Raw genomic sequence first — 22934 nt, 5'->3', positions numbered from 1 at the left:
ATTTATCGCTTTCAAGATAAAACACCACCTTATTTAAAATTAATCTAAATAAATTTTGAGCTATGGAATACAGTTTTTACTTTCGTCACAAATTAGAATTAATCTAAATAAAGATGGCAAAAATCTACACCCTACTTACTATTCTATTTATTTCTGTATCTTTTTTACATGCACGCGCTGACAATGAAGTAAAACACGGCGGCATTAAAGGGCATGTGCAAACGAGTGATGGTAAACCTGCTGCTTATGTTAGTGTTGCACTCAAAAACACCAGTAAAGGTACCTTAACTGACGAAAATGGTGATTACCGGCTTAGCGGTATTAAACCAGGCTCGTACACATTACGCATTTCACATGTGGGCCTTCCTACCGAAGAACAGCAGGTAACTGTAACCGACGGACAACTAATTACTATTAATATTATTTTACGCGAAAGCGCTGCGCAATTGAATGAAGTAGTTATTGCAGGTGCTAACCGCCAGAACAAACCTGTAAGAGTAGGAAAATCGGGCTTGCGGCCGTTAGACATTCCGCAAAGCATTCAGGTAATTGATAGTACAGTAATTGCAGATCAGCAAATTAACCGGCTTACTGACGTAATTAAGAATGTAAATGGTATAGCATTAGGTGAAAACCGCGGATCTACAAATGAAAGTTTTTATGCCCGTGGGTACAGTTTAGGAGCCAATAATGTGTTCAAAAATGGTGCACGTACTTCGTTAGGCGGTTCACTTGAAGCTAGTACACTTGAATCTGTAGAAGTGCTTAAAGGGAGTGCAGCTTTATTATATGGTGGCGTTACCGGCGGTGCAGTAGTGAACCTAGTGACTAAAAAACCTAAGTTTAACTGGGGAGGCGAAGTAAGTATGCGGGCAGGTAGTTACAATTTTTATAAACCTATTGTAGATGTATATGGACCCATCAGTAAAAACATTGCTTTTAGGGTAATCGGTACTACCGAAAATTCTAACAGTTACCGCGATGTGGTTAAAACCAGCCGCTTCTATATCAACCCTTCTTTGCTTTTCAATATCAGCAAAAAAACCGAATTGCTATTACAGGGTGATTACCTGAAAAGTAATTATACACCCGACTTTGGTATTGGTACCGTAGGCGGAAAAATTCCGGATGTTCCACGAAGTACTTTCTTGAATGTGCCATGGGCATATAATCATACCAAAACAGCCACCGCTCAAGCCAATTTAACTCATCGGTTTAACGAGGTATGGAAGCTGAATGTAATTGGTGCTTTTCAATCGTACTTCCGTAACTACTTTGGTGCCGAGCGACCCCAGCAAACCTCAACTACCACCACAGCAACACGGGCACTAAATCGCATTCAAACGCAAGAATATACATACAATCAACAAATTAACCTTACTGGTGCTGCACAAACAGGTTTTATTAAACATACATTTTTATTCGGTGCAGATGCGGATCAATCAGAAACAAGAGCTTACAATTTTAAATATGGAACAGGTGTTGATGCCCCCACTACAGCAAGTGCAACACCGATCAATATACTTGACCCCACCACTTTCACAACCAGTTTAGATATTCCGTTCACCCGTATCTACCAAAATACCTTTACCCCAATATATCGTATGGGTGCTTTTGTACAAGATTTACTTGAACTTACTAATAAATTTAAAGTACTGGCAGGTATACGCTATACCTGGCAGAAACAGCCACGGGCCAATACTTACAACGAAGATACTGGTATAAGCTCTGTTCCTGTTAGTACCACTTCACCTCTACTCAATAAAGCAAAAATCGATAAAGCCTTTTCACCAAAAGTTGGCTTAATATATCAGCCCTTACCCAGTACTTCAATATATGTAAGTTACGCCAATAACTTTACTGTTAACACGGGTGTTGATGTGAATAATGTTCCTTTAGGCCCATCCATCATTAATCAATACGAAGCTGGCATCAAAAATGATTTGCTAAATGGCAGGCTATCAGTAAACGTTACAGCATATCGCATTTCTAATAATCGGTTTGCACAAGCAGCATTATTGCCCGATGGTTCTGTAAGCACAATTTACAGAGAATTTGGTGGCGCCACCAAAAGCGATGGTTTGGAAGTTGATATTAACGGAAAATTATCGAGCAATTTGTACTTTTTAGGAGGGTATGCCTACAACTTCTTCCGTTATACAAAAACACTACCTAATGGAATTACAGAAGGTGAACGTGTTGTAGGCAGCCTTCCGCATACCGCTAATGGAACGATATTCTATACTTTTAATCAAGGAGCAGTAAAAGGATTAAAAATTGGGCTATCAGGCTTTTTTACTGGCGGGCGCGATAATGGCTTCAATACCCTTAAAACAGGGCCGGCACGCGGTGTTCCTGTTCATGTAAATGGCTATACCACATTTGATGTTTCGGCAGGATACACTTTTAAAAGAAGATTGTCCTTATTGGCTAAAACATCCAATATTACTAATGAGTTAAACTACCTGGTGCATGAAAATTATAGCGTAAATCCCATTGCACCACGTATGTATTCGGCCACCCTATCTTACAGATTTTAAGATAAACAGGATACGATAAATAGTAAAGTCCGGCTGTAGATGCAGCCGGACTTTAATATTTATAATATTTAATGTTATAAATCATATTTCCTCCTCAACCTCTTCCTTGTTTAAAGGCAGTACCAGTGTAAACGCAGTGCCTTTTCCTGGTTCACTTTCTATACTGATGGTACCGTTTAAGGCCTCTACATGACTTTTAACCAGGAACAAGCCTAAGCCCTTCCCGTCTACCGTACGGTTGAAACGTTTGTAAGGTTTAAATAAATTTTCCTGGTGCTTTTTGAGGTCGATACCCACACCATTATCGGCTACTTTAATTATTACTGATTCGGCTGTTGGGGCAATGGTAATATCAATTACCGGCGGCTTTTCTGACCGGTATTTGATAGCATTGCTGATCAGGTTATAGAATATACTGTGCAGGTATACTTTGTGGGATTTAAACTCACCAACGGTGCCATTAATTTGAATACCAACTCCGGCTTTATGAATGGCCTCGCGCAAGTCTGTTGTGATACCGGTGAGCATCTGGTTCAAATCTATAGATTCTTTACTTAGTTCAACCGAAGCATCCATAGCCGACAGGATTTCGCTTAAATCCCTGATGACGGTATCCAAACTATGCACTGTGGCCTGCAAATTTTTAATGCAAATATCTATGGTCTCGGGGTTATGCTTATCCAGTTCCATAATATTGGCAATACCTATAATGTTAGCCACCGGCGAGCGCAGGTTGTGCGAAACAATGTAACCGAATTGCTGCAACTCTTTGTTACGTTTGTATAAATCCTGTGCAAACTTTTTTAACTCCTGCTCTGCCTTTTTGCGTTCGGTAATATCGGTGTGAATAGCAATTTGCCGCTTTAACCGTTTTCGGCTATCTAATATTGGCGTAATGTCTACTAAGTTCCAGTAAGGGGTACCGTCTTTACGGTGGCAGTACACTTCTTTGGTATAATGCTGCCCCTGCATCAGCTTAGTCATCATATCTCGCCGCACCTCAGGAGTAGTGCTTGACCTTAATAGAATACCAGGGTATTGCCCAACTGCTTCTTCCAGTGAAAAGCCGTTCATTTGCGTAAAACCTTTATTCACCCACTCAATAATACCGGTATTATCAGCAATTACTACCCCATTGGTGGTACGGTCGGCCACAACAGAAGTGCGGCGCAATCTTTCCTGCATCACATAGCGCTCAGATATGTCCTTTATCACCACATATATTTCTATGGTTTTGCCCTCGTGCACCACCGGTACAATTGTTAAATTCACATTTAAAGGCTCGCCCGAGAGCTTGTAAACCTCCACATCAAACGTTTCGGGTTCGCCACAGGTGGCGGCTTTGATAAAACAGGTGTATACCTGCCTGCGGTACTGCGGCAAAAAGAAGTGAATGAGCGGGCGCTCTTCTATATGCTGTAAATTATACCCTAAATCTTTGTGCAATTGTGGATTAATCATATCCACCACACCATCCATACTCATATGTATAACGCCAAAGGGATGCTTGGCAAAAAAATTGGAATACGAAGTAGTTACCCGGTTGCGTATATCGGCTGCTTCAATACTATCGGTTACATCCCTTGAATCCATCAGGTACCCTTGTACCTCAGGGCTATCCAAAAGATTAGTCATGGTGGATTCGATCCAGCGGTAATTGCCGTTTTTGATGCGAAAACGAAATGGGCCCAAAGCAATGCTTTCTCCCGGCTGCAGATGGCTTAGTTTTTCTAAAGCTACCGGGATATCATCTTTATGCAGATACTCCTTGATATTAGCCGAATTTAATTCCTCTTCGCTATAACCCGACAGGCGGCGAATTAATTCGCTTGAATGTTTATAATTGCCTTCCTGGTCAATAATGGAGTGATAATTTAATATGGCTTTGCCTAAGGTTTGGTATAAATCTTTGGTGTACAACATCTTCCCTGCTAATTCCGGTTTATTAATACGAATATCAGCGGTTAAAAGTTTATTACAAAATATTCCGATACTTAATCTGAACGCACCAGATAATACACCTGTCAATCGCTCAAACAAAATGAATTTTATGCGTTTGAATTTTATAATTTTGTTTTATGCAGGGTACCGAAACACTGGAAGAATTTTACACGCACAAATTTAACTGGATGCCCAATAATTTGGGGCAAGAGATCGGGCATTTTAACGTATTCAGATTAGAAGATTGCTGGAATAATGGCCGAACAACGCTAAGATACTCCAGGCGTGATTTTTACAAAATCGCCCTCATCAGGGGCAGGCACCTTTACCATTATGCCGACAAAAGTATAGAGACTGACGGCATTACGCTGATTTTCTTCAACCCGAATGTGCCTTACCAGTTCGAAGCCTTGTCAGAAGACACAACCGGCTATTTCTGCATTTTTAAAGAGCCGTTTTTTGCCGAGCGAATAAGGGGTAGCATCAGCGAATTGCCTATGTTTATGCCCGGAGGAAAACCGGCTTATATTTTAAATGAAGCACAGGAACGACCTGTAGTTGATTTATTTGACAAAATGCTGGAAGAGATTGAGTCAGATTATCGCTTCAAATATGACTTGCTGCGCAACTATGTAACCGAACTTATTCATTACGCGCTAAAAATTCAGCCTACCGAAACACTGTACCAGCACCCCGATGCCAACGCCCGCATTACCACCATTTTTGCAGAATTGCTGGAGCGGCAGTTTCCAATTGAAACGCCTGAACAGCGGTTCACGCTGCGTTCGGCTAAAGATTTTGCCAATAAGCTTTCTGTACATGTAAACCACCTGAACCGGGCTATTAAAAATACCACCGGCAAAACCACAACCGTGCACATTGCCGAACGCCTTATTAGCGAAGCGAAGGCTTTACTGCGGCATACCAACTGGAACATTGCAGAAATCAGTTACAGTTTGGGATTTGAAGAACCTGCACATTTTAACAACTTTTTTAAAAAACAAACCAATACTACACCATCCGCCTACCGCATTGTTTGAATTTTGCAACCATCAGTTTGATTAGCGCAAACGCTGCCCTTGTTGTTCGCCATAATTTTGCAGTATTAAAATACTTAATTATATGGAGAATAAACAAGTATGGCTGGTTACAGGCGCGTCTAAAGGCCTGGGTCTTGCTTTAATAAGACAACTGCTTTGGGAAGGCCATAAAGTGGCCGCTACGTCCCGCAATATCAATACGCTTATTGATGCCGCCGCTTACACCGGTGATAACTTTTTACCGCTTGAAGTAGATTTAGCTAACGAACCAAGTGTGCAGAACGCAATTGAACAAGTTATTACTGCCTTTGGTTATATTGATGTGGTAGTGAACAATGCTGGCTACGGTATTGGTGGCAGCATTGAAGAACTTACCGACCAGGAAACCCGTACCAGCTTTGATGTTAACGTGTTTGGCACCTTAAATATAATACGTAAGGTGATGCCTCACCTGCGCCGGCAGCAATCGGGCCATATTATCAATATCTCATCTATTGCCGGCATTGCTGCCAATACCGGCTGGGCCATCTATGGTGCTGCAAAGTATGCCGTAATTGGCCTGTCTGAAGTTTTGGCGGAAGATGTAAAACCTTTTGGCATCAAAGTAACCGTAGTAGCGCCCGGCGCCTTCCGTACCAGTTTCCTCTCAACCGATTCACTGGTGATGACTAACAATCCCATTGAGGCCTACGAAACAGTAAGGGCATCGCATTCTAAATACCTGCAAATGGATGGCATGCAAGCCGGCGACCCTGAAAAAGCTGCTGCAGCATTAATAACGATTACTGAAATGCCCGAACCACCGCTGTACCTGTTGCTGGGCAGTGACGCTTATCAGCGGGCATTTACCAAATTAGACCGTTTGTCTGCTGCTTTTCATCAGCACGAAGAGCTTACCAAATCAACTGATTATTAATTCAACGCTTATATTTTTTTATCATCATGAATAATTCAAAAGTTTGGCTGGTTACCGGCGCATCCAAGGGGCTGGGCCTGTCATTAATTAAACAATTATTAAATAAAGGTTACAAGGTAGCCGCAACATCACGCAATATCAACGACCTTACCAAAGCTGTTGAGCCAGAAGCTAAAGCAGATTTCTTACCGTTGTCGGTTGATTTACAATCAGAAGAAAGTGTGAAAGCTGCCGTGTCTGCCACCATTCATCAGTTTGGTCGCATTGATGTAGTAGTAAATAATGCAGGTTATGGCTTAACCGGTGCATTAGAAGAACTGACCGACCAGGAAGCACGCAGTAACTTTGACGTTAATGTATTCGGCACCTTAAATATTATTCGCCACGTAATGCCACAACTGCGCCTTCAGCAATCGGGTCATATTTTTAATATTGCTTCTATCGGCGGCTTTGTTGGCGGCTTCCCCGGCTTTGGTATTTATTGTGCTACCAAATTTGCCGTGCATGGGTTAACCGAATCATTAGCGGCCGAAATTAAACAATTCGGCATACATGCCACCGTGGTATCACCGGGTTATTTCCGCACCAACTTCTTATCATCAGGTTCATTAAACGTGCCTCAGCATCCCATAGCTGAATATGAAGCGGTACGTAACTCTCAGGCAGCACACCAAAATGAAATTAACGGTAACCAGCCCGGCAACCCGGAAAAAGCAGTAGCGGCCATGATACAGGTAGCTGAAAGTCCACAACCACCATTACATTTATTTTTGGGTGCAGATGCTTATCAACTGGCTTATGCTAAAATAGATGAAATGAAACAAGAGTTGGAAGGCTGGAAAGAACTGGGTACCTCAACCGGCTTTAGCACTGAAAATTAAACCGTTCACCAAAAACCTATCATTCTAACACAAAAGGCGGCTTACTTGGCCGCCTTTTGTGTTAGATCATAAATGTATCCCTATTTGTATGCGGCTACGCCTGCCTGTGCCACCTCATGGTCTTGCTCAACACTGCCACCCGAAACGCCAATAGCACCCACAATTTCGCCGTTATTATCTTTAATAGGGATACCGCCCGGAAATGAAATCAGGCCTCCGTTAGATACCTCGATGTTATACAAGGAGCCGCCGGGTTGCGATAATTGCCCGATGGCGCCTGTTTCCATATCAAAAAAGCGGGCAGTTTTAGCCTTTTTGATTGAAATATCCAGTGAGCCTAACCATGCTTTATCCATGCGGTGAAAGGCTTTCAGGTTAGCGCCTTCATCTACTATGGCAATATTCATGGGTACACCTATTTCCTGTGCCTTTTGCTTGGCTGCAGTTGATACCGCTTCAGCCTGTTCTAATGTGATATTCATTTTTTGATTATATAAATTGATTACCCTTAGCTACAAGCAGTTTAACGATGTGTTTTACTTCACTCAATAAAGAAGTAAAACTTACTTTTGATAATACGCCTCTTCTAGTTTAGCAATTTCAATTTTACTCATTTGCATCATGGCCTGAAAGGCGCGCTTAGAGCCCTCTTTATCAGCCCCTTGTAAAAGCTTAGGCAAAGCTGCAGGCGTTACCTGCCACGATAAGCCGTATTTATCCTTCAACCAACCGCACTGGCCGGGTTTGCCACCATTGGTTGTCAAGGCGTCCCAATAATAATCTACTTCTTCCTGCCCTTCGCAATGAATAACGAAAGAAACGGCCTCATTGAATTTAAAATGCGGGCCGCCGTTAAGTACCATAAACTGCTGACCGAACAACTCAAAGGTACCTACTAGAAAAGAGCCGGCAGGCTTTTGGGCATCAGCTTTGTAGGTATCGCCACCCTCAACTTTCGATTCTTTAAACACCGAAGTATAAAAATGCATAGCCTCTTCGGCATTATTATCAAACCACAGGAAAGGGGTAATTTTTTGCATAACAGTGCGTATTTTGTATTTAAATTATAACTATTGCTTTGATGTAAAGCTACCCATCTTATTCATCATACAACGGCTGCGAATGCGACAACAAACAGTGCTGATTGCGACTTTATTCAGCGGAAACATTACACCACATTCTATTCACGGCATTTTAAACACACAGAACTTTAAGCTGCAATTTATGTGCACTTAATCAATAGGATCAGGCAAGGCTGGGTGAGCCGGGTCATAAACCGCTACCCCTACCCTCGAGTCGGCGCAGCCGTAGTATAAAAACCATTTCTTTTTAAAGTACACCATGCCTTCAATAAATACGGTACCTGCCGGGTACTGCCCGCTTTTTTCAAAGCTCTCCATTGGGCGCATAAAAGGCACATCCAGGCGGGTGATGTTTTTTAACGGATCGTTTTTATCAAATAAGGCCTGGCCTGCACAATAGGTATTGGCGTTAAAGCGCTTGTCACCATCATCTCCGGCTTTATTTTTGCCATTATATAATAATACAATACCTTTTGAGGTCAGGATGGCGGGCGGGCCGCATTCTGTAAGTTCGCTATCAAAAAATCCTTTTCGGGGCGACATCAATTCTTTTAGTGAGCCATCGGCATTTACTACCGGCGCCCAATCCACCAAATTGGTAGAGGTTGCGGCATATACATGCAGCTCGCCCCAGTACATCCAGTATTTACCTTTAATCTTAGCAATCACCTGCTTGCCGTTTTTCAGCTGGGTAACGATGGAAGCTGATTTATGCGGAATGTTTACAAATTTACCTTGGTAGGCATCTTCAAATATGGGTCCGTGCTTGGTCCAATGCTTTAAGTCTTTTGAAGTAGCTGTACCCAGGCGGGGTACGTCACGATTCCACTGGGTGTAAAATACAACGTAAGTACCATTTTCAGTTACAGCCAGGCGGGGGTCTTCGCAGCCACCGGGCCATTCATATTTCTTCTGGCTATCATTAGCCGGGTAAAATACCGGTGTAGTACTACGGTTAAAGTGATAACCATCAGTACTGCTGGCATAGCCCAGGCGAGAGGTACGAAAACCAATGCCGATACCAAAGCGGTCTTCAGCCCGGTACAATACCACTACCTTACCTTTATATAGAGCAGCGCCGGGGTTAAAAGTATCGTTAGCCTCCCAGGCTACCTGCTTTTTTTGCACCGGATCGAAAAAAGTAGCGTTGGTATCGGGTGTAATGATAGGGTTTAAATGTGCAGGGCGCTTAAAGCCGCCTAAGGCCCAGTTTGGCAAACGGTTAGTCCCATTATTTTGAGCCGAAACACTCAGGGGTAACAGTAAAATTACAGCAAGACACCTGAGGCAGGCAAACATATTTTTCATGATAGTTTAATAGTTATAAATGGTATTGCAAAGTACAGATTTCATCAACAATATGATGTCTTTTTGTATTAATTGTATAGTATCTGCCCTAAATGAAACAGGTACTAAAGTATTATTATTGTATTGCTTTTGCTACCTTCATTTTGTTAACGAACCGATTTTAAGAATGAGAAAATTATTGCTTACACTATCGCTGCTTATTACTGCACAGGTAGTTTTTGCACAAAACCGCACGCCCCGCCAGCTTTTTCCCGGCCTTTTTGAGGATGTGCAGCTTCATGATGTTTTTCCTGACAATAAAACTTTTGTGGATTGTACGCCGAAACGCGATCCGGCGGCCATACTGAAAGATTATAACAGTCAAAAAGACAAAGCCGGATTTAATTTAAAGCAGTTTGTGGCTGATAACTTTGCGATACCTGGCGGTAACGGCAACGTGTTCAGAAGTGATATTTCATTAGGCATCCGTAAACATATAGATACATTATGGCAGGTATTATACCGCCGCCACGATACCGTTTCTAAATACTCCTCTTTGCTGGCGCTACCCAATGATTTTGTAATACCGGGCGGTCGTTTCCGCGAAACTTATTATTGGGATTCGTATTTTACCATGCTGGGTTTGCAGGAAAGCCATAAAACCAAAATCATTCAGGATATGATTGGCAATTTTGCCTACCTGCTGAATACGTATGGCTTTATTCCAAATGGCACGCGTACCTATTACCTTACCCGTTCGCAGCCGCCTTTCTTTTCCATGATGCTGGATATATTGGCTAAAGATGAAGGCGAACAAGTATTGGTAAAATACCAACCTCGAATGTTGAAAGAATATCAGTTTTGGATGAATGGTGCCGAAAAGCTTAAAAACGGCATGGCCTACCGCCGTGTGGTACGTATGCCTACCGGCGAGGTGATGAACCGCTATTATGACAACTCTGATCAGCCCCGCGAAGAATCTTATAAACAGGATGTAACTGCTGCCAAACTTACCCAACAAGCACCCGGCGATTTTTACCGCAACATACGCGCCGCTGCCGAGTCGGGTTGGGATTTTAGCACACGCTGGTTTGATACCTCCGGTAAGTTGGAAAACATACAAACCACCAATATCATCCCCATTGATTTAAACTGCCTGATGTACCATCTGGAACTGGACATTGCACGGTCCTACCAGTTGCAGGGCAATAAGGTTGCCTATAAAAATTATTATAACAAAGCACAAGTGCGTAAAACTGCCATTTTAAAATATAGCTGGAATGCAAAGCTTGGCTGGTTTATGGATTATAACTGGAAGCAGCAACAGCAAACGCCACAGCAAACTTTGGCCGGCACTTATCCGCTCGAGTTTAAAATTGCTACGCCACAGCAGGCAGCACTTGTAGCCAGCGGATTAAAAAATAAATTTTTGAAATCCGCCGGACTGGTAACCACCTTTGAGCGTTCGGGCCAGCAGTGGGATAGCCCCAATGCATGGGCACCGTTACAATACATGGCAATTGATGGCTTAAATAACTATAAACAGGGTGCCTTGGCCCGGCAAATTGCCGAGAGCTGGGTGAACAATAACATCAGGGTGTTTAACAACACTGGAAAATTGGTAGAAAAATACAATGTGATAGATACTGACCTGAAAGCCGGCGGCGGCGAATACCCCCTGCAAGATGGTTTTGGTTGGACAAACGGTACGCTACTGTATTTGCTTAATCGTTATCATTTCGATAACTTGTAAAACAAAAGAGTAGTTGTTTACCAGTGGCCTCCTGTATAGATGTTAAAACATTTTCAGGTTCTGCTTTTTTAATGTAGCTTACTAGCCGGTTAGTATCATCTGTTTTATGAGGCTTTTTTTGCCATTGCTGATATCGTTATTCCTGGGAAATACGGCATTCTGCTCCGAACAGACAGATAGCTTATTGAATGTGCTTAAAAGCGAACTGGCCCGGGCAGATAGGTATGACAGCCATAAAGCTTTCAGGCTACAAAAAATGAAAATGGTACTGGCCCGAACGCCTATAGCTGATTACACTGTCAGGTATGCAGCCTGCAATCAGATTTATGACGAATACCGGTCATTCAAATTTGATTCGGCCTATGTGTATACTCAGGAGATGATGGCCATTAGTAAAGCTGCCAAAGATGTACCCAAACAGAATGAAAGCCGTATCAAACTGGCCTTCATCCTCATCTCTGCGGGCATGTTCAAAGAAACCTTTGAGTGCCTGAACGAAGTTAACACCAGTGTACTGAGTAAGGAAGATAAGCAAGAATATTATTCTATCAAATCCCGCGCCTACGGCGATTTAGCCGATTATAACAGCGGTAACGATTATGCTAAGGCTGACAACCTTATCTCTACCAAATATTTGGATTCTGCAATCGCATTTTCTAAACCAAATTCATTCGAACGGTTAATCAATTTAGGCGGAAAGCAGGTGCAAAACCAGCAAATGCAGCAGCCTTCTGTTTACTATGCTGATCTTTTAGATCACTATCCGCTCACTGCCCACCAGCGGGCAATGGTAGCTACAGGATTAAGTCGGTTTTATTATCGTCCGCAGGATAAAGACAAGCAGATAGCGCTGCTTACCATTGCAGCCATTAATGATATTCGCTCATCTACAAAAGAAACCCTGGCTATTTTTAAACTGGGCGAAGAACTGTACCGGCAAGGCGACATTATGGATGCCTATACTTTTGTACAGGAAGCTATGAATAATGCCCAATTTTATGGCGCACGCCTGCGTACCATTAAAATTGGCGCCGTATTACCTGTAATTGCGGCCCAAAGGCTCATTGTAACAGAAAATGAAAAAAAGCGCTTTTTGATTTATCTGGTCTCCATTACAGCACTGGCAATTGTTATTTCACTGATTTCTTTTATTGTATTTAACCAACTTAAGCGCCTACGTATTAAAGAGCGGATTATTGAAGACAAGAACCTGCAATTAGAACAAATTAATGATCGTTTAATTGAAGATACCCGTATCAAAGAAGAATACATAGGCAACTTTTTCAATATTATTTCTGAGTACATCTCTAAACTTGAAAAATTGAAGCGAAGCATTGAACGCAAGCTGACCACCAAAAAATATGATGAAATATTAAGCACTATTAATGAAATCAACATCAAGAAGGAACGTGAGCAGTTGTTTCATACTTTTGACCATACTTTCCTAAAAATCTTCCCCAACTTTGTAACGGTTTTTAACTCACTGTTAAAGGAAGAGGATCAAATATGGCCTAAGGATAATGAAGTACTAAATACTGATTTGCGAATATTTGCTTTGATTAGATTGGGTATAGATAATAACCAAGCTATAGCCAATATTTTGGAATACTCTGTGAATACCATCTATGTATATAAGATGCGTATCAAGGCCAAATCAATAGTATCGAGTGAGCAGTTTGACCGCACTATTATGGATGTTAAAGCCGTGGACGTGGTGTAAAAAGTACACATTTTTAAGCTGCATTTCTTTCTATACTTTTCGCTTGATTAATTCTCGAAATCAATCCTATTTTTTTCAATCTTCACACTACAAACTGTTAAATTAGACTTATATTTTTTAAGGTAATTTTTTATTTAAAAATTTTATAATCAGCAACTTAACTTTATACGCACCTATATTTATTTATATTTTGTGTTAAATTATAGGTTTTGTTGTAACAAGTGTTTTACTTTGTAATAACCAATTGGATTTAGGCTTTGCTGAACTCTACCTAAGTGTAATTCACCAAGGTTTAAGCCGATCAATTAATTAAACTAAATTCTAACATTTTTTAAGCGTAACCGTTAAGTACAATTATTACTCTACGGGCTTATTTCTTCAAGCAAAAAAATAACTGTGAAAATTACAGCTATAAGTTTGTGCTATGAAAAAATAGCCCTGTGAAAATCAAAACCTATTTTAAAACATTCTATGGATAAACTCTACACTTACTAAACCACAGCCATCTATTGTTGCACGGGTATAATTTACCTGCTGCGACACTTTCTTTAAAAACACAATTTTTAACTAACCAATTCAATTTTTTTAAACCAAATTGTATGCAATTAAAAAATCTACTCAAAGTATGTTTCTTTGCGGTATTTTGCTTTGCTATGCAGTCCGCCTGGGCGCAAAACAAAACAATTACTGGTAAAGTAACCGACGCCAAAGACGGCTCAACGTTACCCGGCGTAACAGTTTCAGTAAAAGGTACCACTATTGGCACACAAACCACAGCTAATGGTACTTATCGCCTGTCTGTACCAGCTTCAGCCACCACATTGGTATTTTCATACGTAGGCTACGACCGTATGGAAGTAAGCGTTGCTGGCAAAACTGTTGTTGATGCAGCGTTAGCCGCCAACAGCACTACCCTGAATGAAGTACAGGTAGTAAGCGTAGGTTATGGTACCGCCCGTAAAAAAGACGTTACAGGCGCAGTATCTAACTTAAGTTCACAAAACTTTAACAAAGGCGCTATTACTAATCCAATTGATCAAATTTCTGGCAAGGTTGCTGGTTTACAAATTACCCAACCTGGTGGTGACCCTAACCAAAATGCTACCATTCGTTTGCGCGGTCAAACTTCATTGAACAGTGGTTTAACCCCATTATTTGTGGTTGATGGTGTGATTCTGGATGATCCAAATCAATTCCAAAATATTCCTCCAAATGATATTGAATCTTATGACGTTTTAAAAGACGTATCGGCTACTGCTATTTACGGTTCACGCGGTGCAAATGGTGTAATTATTGTAAACACCAAAAGAGGCCGTGCCGGAAAAACTACCGTTGATTACAACGGATATGTAAGCGTTGGTAAACAGGCTAAGTATTACGATCTGTTAACAGCAGATCAATTACGTGCCCAACCTAACTTGCCGCCAAGCTTAAATTTGCCAAATAATACTGATTGGCAGAAAGCAATTACCCGTACAGCTTTTACTCAAAGCCATAATGTTGCTCTCTCTGGTGGAGCAGAATCATTCAATTACCGCGCTTCAGTAAATTATCAAAAAGAAAATGGTATTGTTTTGAATAGTGGCAAAGAACAATTAGGGTTCCGTTTCAATGCCCAACAAAAAGCTTTTAATGACAAGTTGGATATACAGGTAGGTATTCAAAATGTAAGCACAACACGCCGCTTAACAGATTACAGTAACTTTATTTACGTTTTCAATGCGCCGCCCACTTTTCCTGTTTACAACGCTGATGGTAGCTTTAACGATTTTACAGGTTTCGCACAAGCCAACCCTGTTGAACGACTTACGCAAACTACCAACCTACGTTATGAATACCTAACTTTACTCAATGCCTCGGCTAATTATACTTTAGCCCCCGGATTGAAAGCTGGTGTATTTGGATCTATTTATCGTAACAACATTCAGTATCGTTATTTCCAGCCTACGTTTCCAAATACTGGCAATTTAAGCAACGGTTCACAAAATGTTGATAACCGTAACTCTTACAAAGGTGATGTACATTTGAACTATGATAAGACTTTCGGTAAACATACAGTTAGTGCTACAGGCGTATACGAATACAACGATTATATTTTCAGCAGCTTTGGTGCAAGTGGTCAAGATTTCTTAGATCAAAACCTGGGCGAAAATGCCTTGAACTCAGGTAACCCTGCTAAAAGACAAACCCCTTCATCAAAAGATGAATTTTTGTTGATTTCTTTCCTGGCTCGCGTAAATTACAATTATGACAGCCGCTACTATTTAACTGCTTCAATACGTCGTGATGGTTCATCAAAATTTGGCACAAATTATACTTGGGGTACTTTCCCGTCAATCAGTGCTTCTTATCGCATTAAAAGAGACTTTTTCCAAGATGTAAATTGGTTATCTGATTTAAAAATAAGGGCCGGTTATGGTAAAGTGGGCAACAGCGATAACATTTACTCATTAAGCACTTTAGGTTTAATCGGAGCAAACAGAAACTACTCTACAGGTGATGTTTCTTACCCATACGCAGCTTCGGCTAGACCCACTCAAAATCCTAACAATGATTTACGCTGGGAAGAACGTGTTGGCCGTAATATTGGTATAGATTTCGACTTATTCAATGGTCGCTTATCAGGTGATATCAACTATTTTAACGACAAAACCAATAACCTGATTTATACTTATACAGTGCCTACTCCGCCATTTCTTTTCAACAATATTTTGGCTAACGTAGGTAACTTGAGCAATAAAGGTATTGAGTTTGCTATCAATGCTCAACCAGTAAAAGGTGACAAATTTAATTGGAGTACCAATATTACATTTACTAAAGTTAGAACTAGAGTAAATTCACTCTCAGGTCAGTTAGAGACTGGAGGTCAAACCATTCCATTAAGTGCACCAAGTATTCAGGTTGGCTATCCGGCTGGACAAGGTTTGAGTAACTTAGCTCTTACATATCTTACCCCTGGTTACACTCCGTTTGTATTTTATCTGGCACATTATACAGGTTTAGATGCAGCTGGTAATCAGTTGTTTGACGGCAAAACGCGAGACCAATGGGGCGGCATTCAAAATGCACCTAAATATTATATCGACCCAAGCCCTAAATTCAATTATGGCTTTGCCAATACATTCAGCTATGGCAACTGGAGCCTGAATTTCTTATTACGAGGGGTGTATGGTCAAAAAATTTATAATAACACTCAGTTGAATTTACAAGCTATTGGTCGTATACCTAATTTGAACGTATCACAGGCCCGTTTAACCGATGGTACTACAGATTCGCCTGAAGCGATTTCAGACCGCTGGTTAGAAAACGCATCTTTCCTGCGTTTAGATAATGCCACAATATCATATACTTTCAAGTCTGTACCCTACTTCCAATCTTTAAGAGCGTATGTAGCTACCAACAACTTATTTGTAATTACAAAATACAAAGGCTTGGATCCTGAAATTAAGACAGAAAATGGTAACGGCAGTAATAATCAAGCCTATATCGACGTATCATACGGAGACCGTGGCTATTACCCTCGTACACGTTCATTCACTTTAGGCATCAGTGCTTCATTTAAATAAAAATTAGCTTAACCATTATATGAAAGCGATGAAAAAATCTAAATATCTATTAATGCTGGCGGCCATTTGTGCAGCCGGTACTTTAACCGATTCTTGTACCAAACTGGATAAGAAAGTATATAGTGTTACGGAAACCCAAAACTTTTACCGTACGCCTGCCCAAGTTGCTGCAGGAGTAGCCACTGTATATACGCCCTTAACCAGTATTCCTGATGGCAACGTTTACCAGCTAAATGAGGCAACCACGGATGAAATGGTGGTACCTACCCGTGGTGGTGACTGGTATGATGGTGGTAAGTGGCAAAGCTTTTATCTGCATACCTGGACTCCGGGCATAGATCAAATTAACGATACCTGGAATGACATCAACAACGGCATTAGTAGCGCAAACTTTGTTCTCAACATATTGAGCACTTTAAAAGAAAAGCCTTCTAACATTAATAACATTGTGGCAGAAGTTAAAGTGGCACGTGCTTACTATTACTTCTTGTTTATGGATATGTTCGGAAACGTTCCGTTAGTAACTGATTATAATACTGATCCAGCAAAGGTGGTAACGGTACCACGTGCACAAGTATACAGTTTCATTGAAAGCGAACTGATCACAAATATTCCGCTGTTAGAGGAAAAGAAATCAATTACTTATGGTCGTTTTAACAAGTGGGCGGCTTATATGTTACAGGCAAAGCTTTACCTTAATGCTCAAGTATACACCGGAACACCTCAATATCAAAAAGCTTTAGATGCTGTTAATTTGGTAATTAACTCAGGTCAATACAGCTTGATGTCTAATTACCTTGATAACTTTACTATATCAAATGAAGGGTCAACTGAAAACATTTTTGTTGTGCCTTTTGACAATGCCAATATTGGAGGCAACGGTTGGGAAACCCAAACCTTGCATTATGCCCACCGTTTAACATACAACTTAACCGGTAACCCGAATAACGGCTTCTGTGCTCCTACCGGCTATTATAACTCTTTTACTAATGATGATAAGCGTAAAGCTATGTTCCTGGTTGGCCAGCAATATACTTCTACTGGTGCAATCTTGGTAGATGATCAACGCGGCAAAGCTCCGGTAATTATAAACCCCAATTTTAATACCATCAGCGATGCCAGCGATGCCTTCCGTTTAGCAGGCGCCCGTAGTGTTAAATACCAGCCACAACCAGGCACTAATGGAGATCAAAGCAATGATATGTCGATATTCCGCCTTGCAGATGCTTACCTGATGAAAGCAGAAGCTTCAATGCGCTTAGGTAATCTAAATGATGCTGCAACAGCTATTAATGTGGTTCGTGCCCGTGCCGGCGTTTCCAACTGGACAGCTGCTGATATTACTGATGCTAACGTATTAGCCGAGCGTGGCCGCGAAATGTCTTGGGAAACCTGGAGAAGAAACGATTTAATTCGTTTTGAAGTTGCTACCGGTACTAAATATTTCACCGGTCCTCGTTCACCAGCTAAAGTTCAGGATCCGGACAATCATTATATGATTTTCCCTATCCCTTCACGCCAGTTAGCTGCAAACACTGGCTTGAAACAAAATCCTGGTTACTAAAAATAACCTGTCATTTAAGCATGATGTGGGGTAGCGAGTGAAATCGCTACCCCTTTTTTATTGTGCCATATACTACAACTAAGCCCACCCATTCAGTATGGATGGAATTAACATCATATATTTTTCAATTACCTATTGTAACGGAGCTATAATTTGCATGTGCACGTCTTCATTATCATTTAGCGGTATTTTATTGTTTAAATACTTCTCGTACAAAATTTCAGGTGCCAGCAAATCGTAATCCCGCAGGTAACTTTTTAACGTGTTGTAAGCGGATTGTCTGTTGCCGTATTTACCATCGTACGTAATCACGGCAACTTTAGCCTGTCCGGATATTTTCATTATACGGATAGACTCAGCTCCTTTGGCCGCTTTATTTACGGAAAAGCCAATCATTACCCTAATCGAATCTTGAGAAAGCGGCCTGATATCGGCCATAACGGGTTGTGTAACTTTCAGTTTATTCTTTTTGATGAATGTTTGCAGTTCCTGCTTCATGTTGATGATAGCATTATTACGGCTCCTTGCAGGTACCGGTTTCTGGTTTACGGCTATCAATGTATCTATTGCGTTATGAATATCAATGTTGTAGCCGTAATAAGCATCATCGTTTTCGATGTACTGCTTCAAACTCTTCATATCATTCATTGAGCTACTATTACTCATCCAGCCCACTATATTTTTGAACAAACTGGATACTGTAAATAACTCCACATCTGTGTACCGGGTATTGGTAGCGGGCAAAATAGTAAAACTGTACTTCAATGACAAAAAGGCATATTGCTTTTTAACATCAAAGCCAAACCCATTTATATTTACAATAATATTGATGTTATGTACATCAATATCAAAACCCATATTCCGCTTGCTTATTTTTACAGCCAACGGCGGCTCCCTCTTCTGTTCTGCTTTTAGCTGAGGATTCCATTTTTGCCACAAATCAGGTTTTAATAACAGGCTGTACACGTTATTATATTTTTTCTTAATGAGTATGTGGGTTTGCTGTTGATAAGGAATAAAAGCAGCGATTACGAAAATCAGCAGAAGTGCTGTCCACCAAACTTTTTTCATGTACAATTAAAATTTTCCTTCTAAGGCTTTCAAAATTAACAAATCAATAATGGGTTCAACCTCGTGTTATTATAATACCTGTAATATTAACACTTAATCAACGCCGGTTGTATTGTTCAAGTCAGTATAAAAGGATATTTTTATACGCCAGTTGTTTTTATACGCATACATCACCCGGCTATACACTGCGCTTCGCCTCCTACCTTGCGGATGCAGCCAAAGCCGAACAATTAATCTAATTAAACTTAATTGATTTTGAAAAATACTGTTTTGTTTAAACGTGCCTGCTCTGCTATATATAAATTTTGCATAGTCATACTGATATGCTCAAGCTTTTACTCCTGCACTTCGCAACCACCGGCCGAACCTCCCCTATTTAAACTGCTTACTCCGGCACAAACCCATATCAACTTCGTTAACCGCATCAGCGACAATGATCGCCCGGGGATACTTGATTACTTGTACTATTACAATGGCGGTGGTGTAGCAGCAGGTGATGTTAACAATGATGGCTTGCCCGATTTATTTTTCACTTCCAACCAAAAAGGCGGCAACAAACTTTACCTTAATAAGGGAAATTATCGGTTTGAAGATATTACAGCCAAAGCACAAGTAAACGGCACGGCCGACTGGAGCACCGGCGTTACCATGGCCGATGTAAACAATGATGGCTGGCTGGATATCTACGTATGCGCCGTAGCGGGCAAACTGAATTTGAAGGGTAACAATCTACTGTATATCAATAACCACAATGGCACCTTCAGCGAAAAATCGGCTGAATATGGCCTTAACTTTTCCGGTTATTCCACACAGGCCGCTTTTTTTGATTATGACCATGATGGTGATTTAGACTGCTACCTGCTCAATCAATCCAACCACTCAGTAGAGACGTATGGCGATACCACGCTGCGCAAAAAAACAAATGCCCTGGCTGGTAGCCGGTTGTTCAGAAACGATAAAGGCCACTTTACTGATATTACTCAAAAAGCAGGCATTTACAGCAGCGCTTTAGGCTATGGACTGGGCTTGGCCGTGGCCGATTTAAATAATGATGGATGGGAGGATATTTACGTAGGTAATGATTTTCATGAAAATGATTACTACTACGTTAACAACCGCAACGGTACCTTTACCGAAAGTGGCGCCAAACACTTTAACCACTACAGCCGGTTTAGTATGGGTAATGATGTGGCTGATTTCAACAACGACGGTCAGTTGGATGTGGTAACGGCCGACATGCTGCCTTCGGAAGAAAACGTTTTGAAAACTTACGGCGGCGATGAATCTTACGATCAGTATAAGTTCAAAATTTTAAATGGCGGCTTTCAATACCAGTATTCTCGCAATTGCCTGCAAAAAAACCTGGGCAATGGTGAAGCCTTTAGTGATATCGGTTTGCAAACCGGTGTAGCCGCTACCGACTGGACCTGGAGCCCTTTGCTGGCTGATTTTGATAACGATGGTATCAAGGACCTCTTTTTTGCTAACGGCATTAAACGCCGCCCAACGGATATGGATTATGTGAGTTTCATCTCCAACACTGCGGTAAGCGGCAGATTAAGCTATACTCATGATTTGGATAGCGTAGTGCTGGACAAGATGCCAGCCGGCAGCGCGCACCCTTATCTGTTCAAAGGTACAGCCGGAGAGCAGTTTGTTGACAAGAGTAACGCCTGGGGTATGCAAGAGGCTATGTTGTCTAACGGCGCAGCGTACGCAGATTTGAACAATGACGGTCACCTGGATTTGGTAACCAATAACATTAACCATGAAGCCTGTATTTATAAAAATTTAGCAGGTAAAACCAATTATCTTGCTTTAAAATTTGAAGGTACAGCCGATAACCATTTCGGCCTTGGGGTTAAAGCCTATGCTTTTTGCGGCAATCAATTACAATACGAGCAACTCATGCTTACCCGCGGCTTTCAATCATCTGTAGAACCCAAACTGCATTTTGGGTTGGGGAAGATAAAGCAGATAGACAGCCTGTTAATTATTTGGCCTAACCAAACCTACCAGGTCATTAAAAATGTGAAAGCAAACCAATTGCTTACCATCCAGCAGAAAAATGCATCAGCTAAATTTAATTATAATGCATTTTTTCCTACGGCAAAGCCTTTATTTACCGACGTAACCAGGCAGGTTAATCTCAACTGGCAACATCAAGAGAACAGCTTTGTAGATTTTAACATGCAGCCCCTGATACCCCACATGCTATCGACCGAAGGTCCACGCATGGCAGTAGCTGACGTGAACCACGATGGGCTGGATGATTTTTATGCATGTGGCGCAAAAGGTCAGGCAGGTGCATTGTTTATTCAAACTCCAAACGGGCAATTTCAAACTTCAATACAGCCAGCCTTTGCTGCCACTGCCGAAAGCGAGGACGTAGATGCCGTTTTTTTAGATGCAAACCACGATGGCCACCCCGATTTATACGTAGCCAGTGGCGGCAACGAGTTACCTGATGATTCGCCGGAGCTGGCCGACCGCCTGTATATAAACGACGGCAAAGGCAATTTTACCCGCTCGAACGCCATACCTGAAATCAAACTCAACAAATCGGCAGTGGCAGCCGCCGATGTAAACCACGACGGTTACCCTGATCTGTTTGTAGGCGGTGCACCCAACGCCCGTAAGTTCGGGCCAATACCTGAATCCTACTTATTATTGAACGATGGTAAAGGCACCTTCCGGAAGGTAACCCTGCCCGAAGAATTGAAACACGCCGGTATGCTGCGCTCGGCTGCCTTTGGAGATTTAAACGGCGACGGCTGGCCTGATTTAGTGGTAGCTGGTGAGTGGATTCCAGTAAAAGTGTTTATTAATCAAAAAGGAAAACTGGTGCAGCAATCGTCACCGGCCTTAAATCAACTTAGCGGCTGGTGGCAGCGCATTGTACTGGCCGATGCAGACGGTGACGGTAAAACCGATATTCTGGCCGGTAACTATGGCCTAAACAGTAAGCTGAAACCTTCGGCACAAAACCCGGTAAAGCTCTACTTGTCAGACATTGATAAAAACGGCATGATTGACCCTATCCTTACCTATAGCCTCAACCAAAAAGATTATACCTTTTTAGGCAAAGGCGAAATAGAAAAACAAGTACCAATAATAAAAAAGAAATTTTTGTACTATCATGACTTTGCCGGCAAAACGGTTAATGAGCTGTTTGGCGAATCTTTAGATGACCATCATCCGCTTACAGTTACCTCTTTTGCATCAGGTGTTTTTTATAATCAAGGTACTAAAGGTTTTACTTTCAAGCCTTTTCCTGCAGCTGTGCAAACGGCCCCACTATTCGCCTTTACATCCTTCACAGGCGCACATCAAGGCATTTTTACTGGCGGAAATTTTAGCGGCGTTTTACCATACGAGGGCCGTTACGATGCCAACTATGGCAATGTGCTATTTACAAAAGGTCAGCAATTCAACCTGCCATCGCCGGTAAGCTCCGGCTTTTGGTTGCGTGGCGAGGTGCGCGATATAAAAGCTCTACGCACAGCAACGGGCATTATTTATGCCGTTGCCGTTAATAATAAACCTGTTAAATTTCTTAAACTGAATAAATAG

General features: G+C 41.5%; 14 protein-coding genes. 9 read left to right on the top strand and 5 right to left on the bottom strand.

The genetic code is table 11. From position 1 onward, the window contains the following. The first annotated feature begins 113 nt into the window (after positions 1–113). Entirely contained in the window at positions 114–2540 is a 2427-nt protein-coding gene (locus tag ACYVNW_RS17620) for a TonB-dependent siderophore receptor (RefSeq protein WP_460681233.1), read from the top strand. Positions 2541–2621: 81 nt separating this feature from the next. Here the strand turns inward: ACYVNW_RS17620 and ACYVNW_RS17615 are convergent, their stop codons facing one another. Beyond that, entirely contained in the window at positions 2622–4463 is a 1842-nt protein-coding gene (locus ACYVNW_RS17615) for a PAS domain-containing sensor histidine kinase (RefSeq protein WP_460681232.1), read from the bottom strand. 155 nt (positions 4464–4618) lie between these two features. On the opposite strand from ACYVNW_RS17615, the gene ACYVNW_RS17610 reads away from it, so the two are divergent. The 3 genes from ACYVNW_RS17610 (at position 4619) to ACYVNW_RS17600 (ending at position 7318) form a co-directional block, all read left to right on the top strand. Next, entirely contained in the window at positions 4619–5521 is a 903-nt protein-coding gene (locus ACYVNW_RS17610; protein WP_460681231.1) for a helix-turn-helix domain-containing protein, read from the top strand. An 82-nt stretch (positions 5522–5603) separates the two neighbouring features. Then, positions 5604–6437, top strand: a complete 834-nt coding sequence (locus tag ACYVNW_RS17605) for an SDR family NAD(P)-dependent oxidoreductase (protein ID WP_460681230.1) — start codon at positions 5604–5606, stop codon at positions 6435–6437. Positions 6438–6463: 26 nt separating this feature from the next. Further along, positions 6464–7318 carry an oxidoreductase gene (locus tag ACYVNW_RS17600; protein WP_460681229.1) on the top strand — a complete coding sequence of 285 codons (855 nt, stop codon included), beginning with the start codon at positions 6464–6466 and terminating at the stop codon, positions 7316–7318. An 80-nt stretch (positions 7319–7398) separates the two neighbouring features. Here ACYVNW_RS17600 and ACYVNW_RS17595 read toward each other — a convergent pair whose 3' ends face one another. The 3 genes from ACYVNW_RS17595 to ACYVNW_RS17585 form a co-directional block, all read right to left on the bottom strand. Continuing rightward, positions 7399–7800, bottom strand: coding sequence for a GlcG/HbpS family heme-binding protein (locus tag ACYVNW_RS17595; RefSeq protein WP_460681228.1), 402 nt, complete (start codon positions 7798–7800; stop codon positions 7399–7401). Positions 7801–7881: 81 nt separating this feature from the next. After that, on the bottom strand, positions 7882–8358 hold the full coding sequence (locus ACYVNW_RS17590) for a VOC family protein (protein ID WP_460681227.1): 477 nt from the start codon (positions 8356–8358) through the stop codon (positions 7882–7884). A 192-nt stretch (positions 8359–8550) separates the two neighbouring features. Beyond that, on the bottom strand, positions 8551–9708 hold the full coding sequence (locus ACYVNW_RS17585) for a glycoside hydrolase family 130 protein (RefSeq protein WP_460681226.1): 1158 nt from the start codon (positions 9706–9708) through the stop codon (positions 8551–8553). Positions 9709–9874: 166 nt separating this feature from the next. On the opposite strand from ACYVNW_RS17585, the gene treA reads away from it, so the two are divergent. From treA to ACYVNW_RS17565, 4 genes are all read left to right on the top strand, one after another. After that, positions 9875–11440, top strand: a complete 1566-nt coding sequence (treA, locus tag ACYVNW_RS17580; protein ID WP_460681225.1) for an alpha,alpha-trehalase TreA — start codon at positions 9875–9877, stop codon at positions 11438–11440. A 106-nt stretch (positions 11441–11546) separates the two neighbouring features. Then, positions 11547–13160, top strand: coding sequence for a DUF6377 domain-containing protein (locus ACYVNW_RS17575; protein WP_460681224.1), 1614 nt, complete (start codon positions 11547–11549; stop codon positions 13158–13160). 653 nt (positions 13161–13813) lie between these two features. Continuing rightward, positions 13814–16726: a SusC/RagA family TonB-linked outer membrane protein gene (locus tag ACYVNW_RS17570; RefSeq protein WP_460681223.1), complete on the top strand. Its 2913-nt coding sequence runs from the start codon at positions 13814–13816 to the stop codon at positions 16724–16726. A 28-nt stretch (positions 16727–16754) separates the two neighbouring features. Continuing rightward, complete coding sequence (locus ACYVNW_RS17565; protein ID WP_460681222.1) at positions 16755–18290, top strand: RagB/SusD family nutrient uptake outer membrane protein; 1536 nt, start codon at positions 16755–16757, stop codon at positions 18288–18290. A gap of 132 nt (positions 18291–18422) precedes the next feature. On the opposite strand, the gene ACYVNW_RS17560 is transcribed toward ACYVNW_RS17565, so the two are convergent. Then, the gene (locus ACYVNW_RS17560; protein WP_460681221.1) at positions 18423–19361 is read right to left on the bottom strand and encodes a GyrI-like domain-containing protein; all 939 of its coding nucleotides are present in this window, start codon (positions 19359–19361) and stop codon (positions 18423–18425) included. 255 nt (positions 19362–19616) lie between these two features. Between ACYVNW_RS17560 and ACYVNW_RS17555 the strand changes: the two genes are divergently transcribed. Then, positions 19617–22934: a VCBS repeat-containing protein gene (locus tag ACYVNW_RS17555; RefSeq protein ID WP_460681220.1), complete on the top strand. Its 3318-nt coding sequence runs from the start codon at positions 19617–19619 to the stop codon at positions 22932–22934.

Source organism: Mucilaginibacter koreensis (genome assembly GCF_054783355.1).
Note: the sequence above shows the minus strand (reverse complement) of the source record. Positions and strands in the feature narration are given on the sequence as shown.